This window comes from Aquisalimonas lutea, from assembly GCF_030409225.1.
Taxonomy (GTDB): domain Bacteria; phylum Pseudomonadota; class Gammaproteobacteria; order Nitrococcales; family Aquisalimonadaceae; genus Aquisalimonas; species Aquisalimonas lutea.
In genome coordinates this window covers 170,291-182,489 of the sequence record NZ_JAUFPK010000004.1, presented here as the reverse complement: position 1 = coordinate 182,489, position 12,199 = coordinate 170,291, and the positions used below count along the sequence as shown (strand labels likewise).

Sequence of the window (12,199 nt, the reverse complement as noted above, 5' to 3'; positions counted from 1 at the left end):
AATGGCTGACCGTTCAGATCTCCGTGGGCTGGATGGAATCCGGTACCACCTCGGCGCCGAACCGGTGCTGCATCTCCGCCACCGCCGGGTCCTGGCGGATGGCCGCCTCGGCCGCCTCCTGCCGCTCCCGGCGTGCCTCCTCCGCCCTTCCGGCCGGCGTATCCAGCGTCTCCCCGGCCTCGCGCCGGATACGGATCCGCAGCTGCACGGCGCCGCCGAGATGGCTTGCCAGTGCTGTTTCGATACGCTCCTCCAGCTGCTTGTTCCGCAGTGAAGCATGCTGGCCGGCCAGCTCGAGCGTAACGGTACCCTGCTCGAAACCACCCCAGCTGCACTGCATGGCCAGGGCCCGGGCCATGCCCGTGAGGCCGAGCTCGCCGATGAGCTCGTGCCAGGGAGGCAGGTCATCCGTACCACCCCGAGAGGACGCGCCGGCCGCCGGCACGGCAGCCGGCACCGGCTCGGCCACGGCGGTCTCCGCCTCCGGGGCCGCAGCCGGACCCGGGGGCCCCTCCTCGGCCAGCGGCACACCGGGTTCCGGTACGTCGTCCGCCGGCGGTTGCTCCTCGGCTTCGGCGGTCGATGCCGTCGCAGATACCGACGGCCCTGCCTCCGGCGTTGCCGTTGCCGCGGCGCTCCCGGCGGACGCCGAGGCCCGCGCCGGAGCCGTTTGCGCCCAGCCACCGCCGGTGCTCGCGTCTCTGCCAGGGTCGTCGTCGGGCCGGAACGCGAGCATGCGCAGCAGCACCATCTCGAAGCCCATGCGCGGCTCCGGCGCCAGCGGCAGGTCCCGGCGGCCGGTCAGGCCGATCTGGTAGAACAGCTGCACGTCTTCCGGCGGCAGCGCCGCGGCCAGGGCCTCCAGGCGGTCCCGGTCCGGGTGCTCCGGGTCCAGGGCGTCCGGCACCGTCTGCAGCAGGCTCAGGGCGTGGAGCTGGGTCAGGATGGCCGCCAGGACGTCGGCGAAGTCCGGGCTGCGCTCCGACAGGCGTTCCACGATGGCCATCAGCTCCGTGCCGTCCCGGGCGGCGAGCGCCTCGAGGATCTCCAGTACGCTGTGATCCTCGATGCTGCCCAGCATGCCGCGCACGCCGTCGTCGCTGATCTGCCCGCCGCCGAACGCCAGCGCCTGGTCGGTCAGGCTCAGCGCGTCGCGCATGCTGCCGTCGGCAGCCCGGGCGAGCCGCGCCAGCGCCGCGGATTCCGCTTGCACGCCTTCCTGCTCCAGGATCCCCCGGAGGTAGTCGCCGATCAGGCTCGCCGGCAGGCGCTTGAGATTGAACTGGAGGCAGCGCGAGAGAATGGTCACCGGGACCTTCTGCGGGTCGGTGGTGGCCAGCAGGAACTTCACGTGCGGCGGCGGCTCCTCCAGGGTCTTGAGGAGCGCGTTGAAGCTGTGGGTGGACAGCATGTGCACTTCGTCCACCAGGTAGATCTTGTAGCGGCCGTGAGTGGGCGCGTACTGGACGTTGTCCAGCAGCTCGCGGGTGTCCTCCACCCGCGTGCGCGAGGCGGCGTCGACCTCGATGAGATCGACGAAGCGGCCGTCATCGATGGCCGTACAGGCCGAGCAGGCCCCGCACGGCTCGCTGCCCACTCCCTGCTCGCAGTTCAGGCACTTGGCCAGCACCCGCGCCAGCGTCGTCTTGCCCACGCCCCGGGTGCCTGTGAACAGGTAGGCGTGATGGAGCCGGTCATGGTCCAGGCCGTTGACCAGCGCCTGCAGCACGTGCTCCTGCCCCGCCATGGTGGCGAACGAACGCGGCCTGTACTTGCGCGCGAGTACCTGGTAACTCATGAGACCCCGGGCATCCGATTTTGGTATCGCCGAATGGACGCGATTGTAACACCTCGGAGACCACCCGCATCCGCCGGCGACGGAATACGCTGCGGCGCCGGTCTCATTGCACCGGCCGGCGTTGTGGTTTACTCTTGCCGCCTTCGATGGCCACGGGCCATCAGCGCATCCGGAGAGGTGTCCGAGCGGTCGAAGGAGCGCGCCTGGAAAGCGCGTGTACCCAAGCGGTACCGAGGGTTCGAATCCCTCCCTCTCCGCCATCTTTCCTGAGCGGGGCCGCAGGTCCCGCTCAGGAAAGATCGAAGGACCCGGGGATTCGAACCCTCGGTAATGGACAATTCGGGTTCGACTACGCAGCGAAGCGGAGTAGCCCGTTGCCGCGCAGCGGCAACAGCCCGGAGGGCGAGGCGCGTGAGCGCCGCAGCAATCCCTCCCTCTCCGCCATCTTTCCTGAGCGGGGCCGCAGGTCCCGCTCAGGAAAGATCGACGGACCACCAGTCAATGGCGGCCGTGCCGGTCCCCCCGCGACGATACACTGTGAACCCGGTCAGGCCCGGAAGGGAGCAGCCGCAGCAGTGGACTCGGGCGCCGGGGTGTGGCTGGTACGCGTCGCCTCCATCTTGCGTCAGCGGGCGGCGGCGGCTACTCGCTGCCGCCGCCGGGTCCGTACCCGGGCGGGTTCGGGAACGGCATCACCTTGCCGCTGGCATCGGTGACCTTGCTGGCACCGACGCGCTCGACCTCGTCGATGCGCACCACCGAATGCATGGGGATGTACGTCCGGCGAACACCCTCGAACTCGGACTGCAGCCGTTCCTCGGCCGGATCCACGACCACCCGGGTGCGCTCGCCGAAGCTCAGGGACTCCACCTCCACGAACCCCATCATGGCGCCCTGCTGCACGCTGCGGGCATAGATCTCGTAGACTTGCCCCTGGTTGAAGAAGATGATGCGGTAGATACGTTCTTCCGCCATGCTGCCGCTCCAGGCTCTGAATGAACGAGCGGCGGAGGGTACCATACCCGGCGACCGCCGTTGGCACGTCCACACTCCGAGGAGCAGCACAACGTGTTTCCGTGGGAAGGCCGGGACATCGACGACATCGAGGCCCTCATGGGCGAGCGGGATCCGCGCCGCTACCGCCTGGGCGTGCTCACGGTCAGCGAGGTGAGCGCGGGCCCGCCGGCGGCGATGATGTGGTTCCCGGGACGCAGCGAGATGGGACAGTACCTGGCCCGGGTGGAGCCACGCCGCCACGGGCTGGAAGGCATCGGGGCCATCGAGCTGCGGGACGCCCTGCAGAACCTGCTTGCCGGGCTGGAGATCCGCGGCCCTGCGGACACGCTCCGGGTGGCCGCCAATGAGGCCGCCGCCGGCGTATTCCGCGTGCAGTGGTGGGGTACGCTGGAGGAGCTCCGCGAGGGCCGGGACGCGGTCGGCCGCGAGCTCCTGGCCGCGCTCAGCCCGCCGGCGCAGCCGCCCCTGCCGGCCAAGCGCACGGAGGAGCTCATCGAGCTGATACGGGGCCGCTATCCCGTCGCCTCCGCCTAGCGTCCTGTAACCCGGGTTCGCTAGGGCCGCCGGCGCCGGCCCGGACCCGTCCCGGCGCCGGGCCAATCGGCGACGGCTCGCGCCACCACCTGCCGGACCGCCTCCTTCGTCAGGACGCGGGTGAGGAAATGCTGAACCGCCCGTTCCTCGCCGACCTGGGCACCAAGCAGGACATCGCTGGTCTCACCGATGAGGGCCCGGCGCGTCGCCGGGTAGAGAAGGCTGCTGCGGCGGGCGAACTCCAGGGCGTCCATGCTCTCCAGCCCGCGGTCCACCAGTACCGCCGCCATGTCCCGCCGGGCCAGGGTCTCGAAACCGGCCTCCGCCGAGGCAGCCGTGTACAGCTCCGGCGCCGGATCGGGCAGGACATCCCGGACCTCGCCGGCGAGCGAATCGTCGGCGCTCACGACCAGAACGGCCGGGGCCTCGCCCTCCCCCGTCACGCTGACCAGGCAGCCGCCCGCCCCGCCGAGGAGATCGCCGAACCGGGCAGCATCCACCGGTTCGCTGACATAGTAGCCCTGCATCCATTCGCACTGCTGCCGGCGCAGGAAGCGCACCTGGCCGGCGGTCTCCACCCCTTCGGCCACGAGCTGGCATCCCAGGCTGTGCCCCATGGCGATGATGGCGCGAACGATCTCGGCGGTGTCCGGATCGCTGGTCACTTCGGCGATGAACGCCTTGTCGATCTTGATGGTGTCCACGGGGAAACGCCGGAAGTAGCTGAGGCTGGAATAGCCGGTACCGAAGTCGTCCACGGCCAGGCTGATCCCCAGCCCCTTGAGTGCTTCCAGGGTATCGGCTGCCCGTGACGGATCCTGCACCAGCGAGCTCTCCGTGATCTCGAGCTCCATGGACCGCGGGTTCGCCCCGGTGTGCAAGAGGATGCCACGGATGCGCTCGACCAGTCCCGGGTCGTCCAGCTGGCGGGCCGAGAGATTCACGGATACCCGCAGGTCGCGCCCGAGCTCGTGGCGCCAGTAGCGCTGCATCTCGCAGGCGCGCCGGAACACCCACTCGCCGGCATCGAGAATGAGATCGCTTTCCTCCAGCAGCGGAATGAATTCCGCCGGCATCACCAGGCCGCGTTCCGGATGCCGCCACCGCAGCAGGGCCTCGGTACCGCGCAGAACGCCGTCGGCGAGATCCACCTGGGGCTGGAAGTAGACCTCGAACTCCCCGCGCCGCAGCGCGTGGCGCAGGTCCGTCTCCAGTGCCAGGCGCTGGCGCGCCTGCTCGTTCAGGCCGGGCGCATAGTACTGATAGCTGCCCGCCCCGGCCGACTTGGCGGCCTCCAGGGCGCTGGCCGCCTTGCGCAGCAGCTCCTCGGCGGCCTCGCCGTCGTCGGGGTAGACGGCGATACCGGCGCTGGCGCTGACGAAGAACTCCTGCCCCTTGACGCGGAACGGCTCGCCCACGGCGTCGAACAGTGCCCGCACCGCCGGCGGCAGCGCGGCCGTGCCCGACAGCCCGGAGAAGCCGACCACGAACTCGTCGCCGCCGACCCGCGCCACGGCGTCGCTGTCGGCCACGTGCTCGGACAGCCGCTCCCCCACCGCCCGCAGGAGCCGGTCACCCAGCTCGTGGCCGTAGCTGTCGTTGTAGATCTGGAAGCGGGTGAGATTGAGATACACCACCGCAAGCACGCCGCCCACGGCCCCGGCACGGTCGATCCTGTCCGCGAGGGTGGCCAGGAAAAGGTCCCGATTGGGCAGGCCGGTCAGCGCGTCGTAGGCCGCCAGGTATTCCAGCCGCCCCTCGGCATGGACCTTCTCGGTAATATCCGTGAAGAACGACAGGATCGCGTCGTCCCCTTCCCAGAGGATGGTGCCGGCCTTTCCCTCCACCCAGCGGACCCCGCCCGACAGTGTCAGGAAGCGGAACCGGATGGTACCGCTCCGGGGCGCATCGTCCCTCACCGCCCGGTACCAGTCGCGAACCCGGTCCCGGTCCTCCGGATGCACGAAACGCATGGAGGAGCCGCCGATGTACTCCTGCAGGTCGAATCCGAGCATCTCCGAGAGCCGGGGATTGACGTAGCGCACCAATCCCTGCCGGGCCACGGCCAGGCCGTCGTGGGTATTCTCCACCAGCGAGCGGTACTGCTCGCGGGAGGTGCGCAGCGCCTGGTCCATGGCCTTGCGCTCGCTGATATCCCGGGCAATGGTCGAGAGGTAGTCCAGCCGCCCGCGCTCGTCCCGGTGGGCGATAACGACCTGGGAGACCGGAATCTCCCGGCCGCTGGTGCTGATCAGGGCCGTCTCCCCGCTCCACGTGCCCCGCTCCGTGGCTTCCGGGATCGCGCGCTCGGTCACCAGCCGGTTCGCCCAGGCCGGCATGAACGATCCCAGGGCCCGACCGTATCCGCCGTCAGCCTCCTCCAGCCCCAGCAGCCGCTGGCCCGCCCGGTTGAGGTAGTTGATCGCACCCGCGGTATCCGTGGTGGCCACGAGATCCGGCGTCGCCTCCAGCACGGTGGCCAACCTGCGGCTCTGCTGCGCCGCCCGCGCCCAGGCGGTGATCTCCGTCGCCACCAGGGTAAGCCGCCCGGGCACCTGGTCCGCGGGGTGCACGGACCAGTCCACGCGCAGCTCCCGGTCCGCATCACCGGTGCGTGCGAGCCGGGCCCGGAACTGCCCCCGGGCCTGCTCCCCGACTGCCAGGCAACGCAGGGCGCGATCCAGCCTCTGATGGGCTTCCAGGCCGGCGATGCACTCGGCGAAAGGCGTGCCCAGGAGCTCTTCGCGGGCATCCGCGAACAGCAACCGGGCGGCGGGATTGCAGAAGCGCACGCATCCGTGCGCATCCGTTTCCAGGTAGGCATGGTCCAGGTCGTCAAGCCGCTCCCGGTAGCGGCGCTCGGCGGCCACCAGCTGATCAAGGGCCCGCTGCTGACCGGAGACGGCGCGGCGCAACACGCCGTAGACAACCAGGCCGGTCAGCACGACGAAGATCAGGCCCTTGGCGATGCTCAACCACCCGCTCGTGTACGGGGTGTCACCGAGCCGGAACAGGAACACGTCAGTGGCGACGATCCACGCTGCCGCTGCCCCGGCGTACGTCAGGGCCACTCGCGCCGGCAGACCGGCCAGTGATCGCTTCTTCAGCATACGCGTGTCGGCGCCTCGGATCTCCGCCGAACCAGTTGTGACACGGCGGTTGCAGGGAAGCAACCGCAGCCCGATCACCTATCGACGCGACACCCGCGGACGGGCTAGTGTGTTTTCCGTAGCAGGCACAAACCATGACAGGAGGAAGCAGCATGGCCCTGTGGCGGTGCCGGGTTCCCGCCGGCGAACAGATGATCGACGCGGAGGAGTCCGGCGTCGTGGTGGAAGCAGAGTCCATGGAAGAGGCCCAGACACTGGCCAAGCGGGAAATGGAATTCGAGGAGGTTCTGGTGGACGACCAGGGCCGCACCATCCGCTTCGAGATCAAGGACATCGTCTGCGAGCCCATCCAGGACGAGACCTGACCCTGCCGTCCCGCCGGGGCGCCCCGGCGGGACGTCCCTGCCCGCGAGCCGAAGGTGAGTAATAGCCGCCGGACGACCAATCGGCGTCGCGGCGGCCGGTCGACAAAGAGGGAGGAGCGGGCGCTCCTCCAAGTGCCGGTTGTCGGCGCAGACCTGACACCCGTACCCCCGTATATAGCAGAAAGGCGGGCGCTACGCCGCCCCCCGAACGTCAGTCCGCACCCGTGCGCCGCAGAGGCGAGCGGCGCAGCCAGTCGCCGCCGGGGATCTCCGGCAACCGCTGCCCACGCGGCCGGTAGAGGTACATCCAGGCCTCGCCCCAGGGCGTCGCGATCTTCCGCCGGGTATAGCTCCGGGGATAGTCTTCCAGGGCATCCAGCCGGCGGAACCCATCCGGGGTCACCTCGTAGACCTCGCCCCGGATGGCCGTATCACCACCGCTAACGACGCCCGGGTACGGGCCGACATCCAGCATGCGGTAGAGCGGCTCGGTGACGTGATCGCCCAGCCGCCGGGCGCCGGTGAGCACGTGATGGTTGCTCCCTCCCGTGCGCAGAGTGCCGTAGACGAACACACGCTCCCGAAGCACGCTCTCCCCCCTGTCGCCGAACGGCACATCACCCGTCGTTGCGGAAATCATCACGGGAAGCGCCGTCGGCTTCCCGGAAGACCACGACCTGGCCATCGTGCCAGCGTCCTTCCGCCAGACGCGAGACCTGCAGCACGAGCGCCACGGTGGAGCCGTCGTACCTCGTTACCACGGTGCGCCAGGTATCCGCCGCCGTGCCCGGCACCCCGGAGACCGGTTCCGCATGCCCCAGCAGGGCCGCCAGCCGCTGTCCGCGGATCGCGTCGCTGTCCTGCCCGAGCAACCAGGCGCCATGCGGATTGACGTACTCGACGTAGCCGTGGGCATCCACGGCCAGAATGCCTTCGGCGACACTGCGCGTGACGGTGGTGAGAAACTCCAGCTGCTCGCGGTATTCCGCTTCCGCCCGGCGCATGCGGTCCAGCGCATCCGCCTTGTCGAGCACCGCCCCGGCGAGCTGTGCCAGCTGCACGGCCACGGCCTCGTCATCCGGCGTGAATTCCCCGGTATAGCGGTCGGCGAACTCGAGCATGCCCATGGAACTGCCGTCGTGCCGCGACAACGGAACCGCCAGCCACGCCCCGAGGGGCGCGAGGGCCGGGGCGTGCTCGGCGAGCTCCGCCTGCGTCAGCCGGTACGCATCGCCGGTACGTTGCGCCCGGGTGCGCAGCGCCTCCGGCGCCCTCGGCACCGCCCTCGCCTCGTCGGCATACTTCTCCGACCGCGAGACAATCGTCTCGCCGCCCGGCAGCCCCTCGCGCTCGTCGATGGACACCCGGCACAGATGGGCCTCCACCAGGTGGCGCCCGTCATTGACCAGCGTCTCCAGTGTCCGCTGCCGGCTCCGCTGCGTATTCAGGGCCAGCGATATCCGGGCCAGCTCGCGCAGCCGCGCGGCGTGGCTCTGCGCGCGCGCCAGGGCGTCCTGGAGCTCCTGCTCGAAACGGAAGCGGTCGGAGACATCCAGCACGAACAGCAGCATCCCCAGGGCGCGGCCGGACTCGTTGCGGGTCAGCGACAGCGAGACCCGCGCCATGAACCGGCGGCCGTGGCGATCCTCCAGCTCGATCTGGGCATCGTGGGCACCGTTGCGCAACACGGGGTCGATCAGCTGCTGTCGCAGCGAGAGATACTCCGGGCCCGGCCGCAGCATGCGCAGGGGCTGGTTCCGCGCCTCATCCGCGGCATAGCCGAACAGGCGCTCGGCTCCCCGGTTCCAGAAGTTGATCGCTCCGCCGAGATCCGCACCGATGACCGCATCGTGGATCTGCTCCAGCACCTGGCCCTGGAACAACAGCTGATCCCGGCTGCGCTTGGTCTCGGAGATATCCCGGAACCAGACGGCCAGCCCGTCGAGCACCGGATAGGCCCGGACATCGATCCACCGATTGAAGGCCACATCGAAGATCTCGCGATCACGCGCCTGGCCGTCGGCGCGTACCGCTTCGTAGAGATCACCATAGACATCGCGGTTTTCCGGAAACAGGTTCCACAGGTACTGGCCCCCGAGGTAGTCCCGGTCCATCCCCACCGCACGGGCCGCCGCCCGGTTCACGTAGGTGATACGGTCGTCGTTGTCCAGCGTGAAGAACCCGTCCGCCAGATGATCCAGGGTCTCTTCCAGCCTTCGGGCCGTGGCCCGTCGCTCCGCCTCGAGGCGCTCGCGTTCCTCGATCTCGTGGTGCAGTGCCGTCGCCTGGCGAGCAGCCAACAACGCACGACCCCGGGCCACGAGGGTCAGCCTCATGACCAGCAATCCTGCCAGCGCCAGGGAGACTCCCCCGAGGGCGACGGCATCCGGCAGGCCCCCGCGCTCGCTGCGCAGCAGTGTCGTACCCGGCCACGCCGCTACCCGCCAGCGTGCGCCGAGAACGGCGACCTCCTGCTCCGCGGCATAAGGGCGGTCGTCATCGACCGCCGGCGGCCCGAACATGCGGTCCCCCTTGCCGTCGATCACCTGGAAGACGTAACCGGGCGCCGTTCCGCCCCTTGCGAACCGGAACAGCCCGGAAAGGCGCCGCACGGACAGCAGGAACCCGGTGACTTCGCCATCGCCGTACAGGGGAATCACCAGGTAGACGTGCGCCGTATCGCTTGCGGGTTGGACGGGTGACGTCATGCGCGTCTGCCCCGTCTCCCGGGCGGCCTCGAGGACCGGTTGTACGCGGGGATGCGCAGCGAAGCCCTCCGGCCTGGCCGTGTCCATCCACAGCCGACCCTGCAGCCAGCGGATACCCCCATCCGCCCACAGGACCGCGATTCCCTCCAGACCCTGGAAATCGCTCAGGTAGCCGGCCGCGTCCTGTCGCCACGCCCGCTCCCCCGTTCCTCCGGTGTGTTCCCAGCGGTGAGCCATGCGTTCCAGTGCATCGACACGTACGCCGAGATCGTGCTCGATCTGCCGGTAGAACCGCTCGACGATACCCTCGGAACGATGGACCCAGGCTTCACGCGCCTGCCGGGCCGCTCCCTGCCAGAGAGCAAGGGTCGCGGAGACGATCACCAGGAATACCGCCAGGGGGATCACCAGGCTCTGGGTGATCCCGGGCGCGTCCATGTCGTCGGGGTGATCCGCCTCCGGGAGAGCCAACGGTCCGGCCACCAGCAGGGCCACGGCCAGCACGGGCTCGTCGAGCCAGAACAGGACTCCCGCAGCAACCGCGAGCAGCGGCAGCAGCACCCGAACCGGTACCGGCTGCCGGTGACCGCGCGCCTGCAGCACGAGCGGGATGGCGATCAGGATGACAACGACCGTGGCCACGATCCCACCCTGGCCCTGTCCTGCCGCCGGTGCCGCCACGGCCGCCGCCAGCCCGGCGATGGCGGCCGACAGCGCAAGCACCGGGCGGGCGCAGATCAGGGCCGCATAACCGGCCGCCACCAGGAACAGCGCCGCGCCGGTGAGCGCCGGTACGTGCAGAATCCACACGTCGATCAGCGAGACGGCGGGCTGCCCCGCCCCGAGGGCGCCGCCCACGGCGACCATGCCGCCGAGCGCAAGCAATGCCGCCGCAAGCACCAGGCGTAGCGTATTGAACCCTCGGGTGGCCAACGGCTGCTCCTTGGTCGAGGTCTCCGGCCGCCTCCGGCGCCCGCAACGGTTCCCGTTATGGTTGTATCATCCACTTCCCGGAGACACGTAATCTGCACGCGGCGAAAGCCGCCAGGGCACATTCGATGCACCCGGATTGCATTGGCACGCAAGCCGGAACCGGGCACGCGTCAAAACACCGACGATTGTCGGGAGCCGCGCTGTTCGGTGATTGTCGTTGCGGACGGAGAGGAGCTGCAGCGGCGTGGGCGCTGGCGGTCCCGGAAGAAATGGCGTCCCCAAGGGGATTCGAACCCCTGTTACCGCCGTGAAAGAGCCTACAACCCGTCTCCCGCCGTCCATGAGCGTTTTCGTAACGTCCTGTTTCATAGGATATTAATCTAGGTACGTCCGTAGTTGTCTATCCGAATCCACACCGGTATATTACCCCCAATTACCCCCGACCACAACCGCTGTGCAAGATCGCAACACCGGGGGTAAACGGGGGTAATAGATGGCCAGAGCACCACGCGACGCACGACTGGAAACCCGCGAGGCCCGCGGTCGATTGTCGGCACGACACGAGCCTTACTGGCGGCAGATTCACGACGGCCTGTTCCTGGGCTACCGCAAGACCAAGGGGGGCGGCTCGTGGCACGTGCGCACCTATGAAGGCGGCAAATACCGCAAGCGCAAGCTCGCCCTCGCCGACGACAATGCCGACGCTGACGGCGTGTCCGTGCTCAGCTATCGCCAGGCCATGGAGAAGGCCATGGAGGGCATCGCCCCGGAGCGCGTCTACGGCTACACCGTAGGCCAGGCCCTGGACGATTATCTCACTGAGATCGAGGCCCGCTCGAAGTCCTACGCCGAGACCAAGCAAAAGGCCGAACAGCATATCCGCGAGCCCCTGGCGGCCCTGGAGGTGGGCAGGCTTACAGCAGCTCGCATACGCAAGTGGCTGAACGGTGTGGCCGCCACCGACAGCGACGATCCGGAGGACAAGCGCAAGCGCAAGGCTACGGCAAACCGCGTGCTGACGGTCCTGAAAGCCGCGCTGAACCACGCTTACCGCGACGGGAAGGTAGACAGCGATAGCGCCTGGCGCCGCGTCCAGCCCTTCCAGAACGTAGACCAGCCGCGCATACGGTACCTCACGCACGACGAGGCCCGGCGGCTCGTCAACGCCGCTGTGCCAGAGTTCCGCCCCCTACTCCGAGCCGCCCTGCTCACCGGCTGCCGGTACGGCGAACTCGCGGCCATGGTGGCGGCTGACTACGATCCCGACGCGGGCACCGTGCGCGTGCGCGAGGCCAAGGGCGGACCTGGTCGGCATGTCCACCTCACCGACGAGGGCCGGCAGCTATTCGACCGGCTCACGGCCGGCAAAAAGCGCGGTGACCGGATGTTCACGCGCGACGGCGGCGGCGTCTGGGGGAAGTCGCATCAGCACCGATTCATGCGTGACGCCTGTTCGCAGGCGGGCATTGACCCGCCCATCGGATTCCACGTGCTGCGCCACACCTACGGCTCGATGCTCGCGGCCAAGGGCGTCCCCCTCCAGGTGATCGCCCGCGCCCTGGGCCATGCCGACACGCGCATGACCGAGCGCCACTATGCGCACCTGCAACCGGACTACGTGGCCGAGCAGGTCCGCGCCCACCTGCCAGAGTTCGGTGGTGGGGATGATGATGGTGTGGTTTCGATGCGGGGGCAGCCATAAAATCGCCCCCGCATCATGTCCCGACGGAACGC

General features: G+C 69.1%; 8 protein-coding genes, 1 tRNA gene and 1 other RNA gene. 5 read left to right on the top strand and 5 right to left on the bottom strand.

What is annotated here, in order from left to right:
- Positions 1–13: 13 nt before the first annotated feature.
- Positions 14–1,798, bottom strand: coding sequence for a DNA polymerase III subunit gamma/tau (gene dnaX, locus QWY84_RS11995; RefSeq protein ID WP_290202948.1), 1,785 nt, complete (start codon positions 1,796–1,798; stop codon positions 14–16).
- A 171-nt stretch (positions 1,799–1,969) separates the two neighbouring features.
- On the opposite strand from dnaX, the gene QWY84_RS11990 reads away from it, so the two are divergent.
- Together QWY84_RS11990 and ffs are read left to right on the top strand one after the other, a co-directional pair.
- A tRNA-Ser gene (locus tag QWY84_RS11990) sits at positions 1,970–2,058 on the top strand.
- Between the two features lie 251 nt (positions 2,059–2,309).
- Positions 2,310–2,406, top strand: an RNA gene (gene ffs / locus QWY84_RS11985) — signal recognition particle sRNA small type.
- A gap of 34 nt (positions 2,407–2,440) precedes the next feature.
- Here the strand turns inward: ffs and QWY84_RS11980 are convergent.
- Positions 2,441–2,773 carry a DUF1820 family protein gene (locus QWY84_RS11980; RefSeq protein ID WP_290202947.1) on the bottom strand — a complete coding sequence of 111 codons (333 nt, stop codon included), beginning with the start codon at positions 2,771–2,773 and terminating at the stop codon, positions 2,441–2,443.
- A 93-nt stretch (positions 2,774–2,866) separates the two neighbouring features.
- Here QWY84_RS11980 and QWY84_RS11975 point away from each other — a divergent pair, with 93 nt between their 5' ends.
- Complete coding sequence (locus QWY84_RS11975; protein ID WP_290202946.1) at positions 2,867–3,349, top strand: hypothetical protein; 483 nt, start codon at positions 2,867–2,869, stop codon at positions 3,347–3,349.
- Between the two features lie 20 nt (positions 3,350–3,369).
- Here QWY84_RS11975 and QWY84_RS11970 read toward each other — a convergent pair whose 3' ends face one another.
- A complete protein-coding gene (locus QWY84_RS11970; protein WP_290202945.1) occupies positions 3,370–6,459 on the bottom strand; it encodes an EAL domain-containing protein in 3,090 nt (1,029 codons plus the stop codon).
- Positions 6,460–6,611: 152 nt separating this feature from the next.
- On the opposite strand from QWY84_RS11970, the gene QWY84_RS11965 reads away from it, so the two are divergent.
- Positions 6,612–6,824, top strand: coding sequence for a hypothetical protein (locus QWY84_RS11965; protein WP_290202944.1), 213 nt, complete (start codon positions 6,612–6,614; stop codon positions 6,822–6,824).
- A 211-nt stretch (positions 6,825–7,035) separates the two neighbouring features.
- Here the strand turns inward: QWY84_RS11965 and QWY84_RS11960 are convergent, their stop codons facing one another.
- Entirely contained in the window at positions 7,036–7,413 is a 378-nt protein-coding gene (locus QWY84_RS11960) for a gamma-glutamylcyclotransferase family protein (protein WP_290202943.1), read from the bottom strand.
- Positions 7,414–7,441: 28 nt separating this feature from the next.
- Entirely contained in the window at positions 7,442–10,465 is a 3,024-nt protein-coding gene (locus QWY84_RS11955) for a PAS domain S-box protein (protein ID WP_290202942.1), read from the bottom strand.
- 493 nt (positions 10,466–10,958) lie between these two features.
- Between QWY84_RS11955 and QWY84_RS11950 the strand changes: the two genes are divergently transcribed.
- On the top strand, positions 10,959–12,167 hold the full coding sequence (locus QWY84_RS11950) for a tyrosine-type recombinase/integrase (RefSeq protein WP_290202941.1): 1,209 nt from the start codon (positions 10,959–10,961) through the stop codon (positions 12,165–12,167).
- Positions 12,168–12,199: the final 32 nt, after the last annotated feature.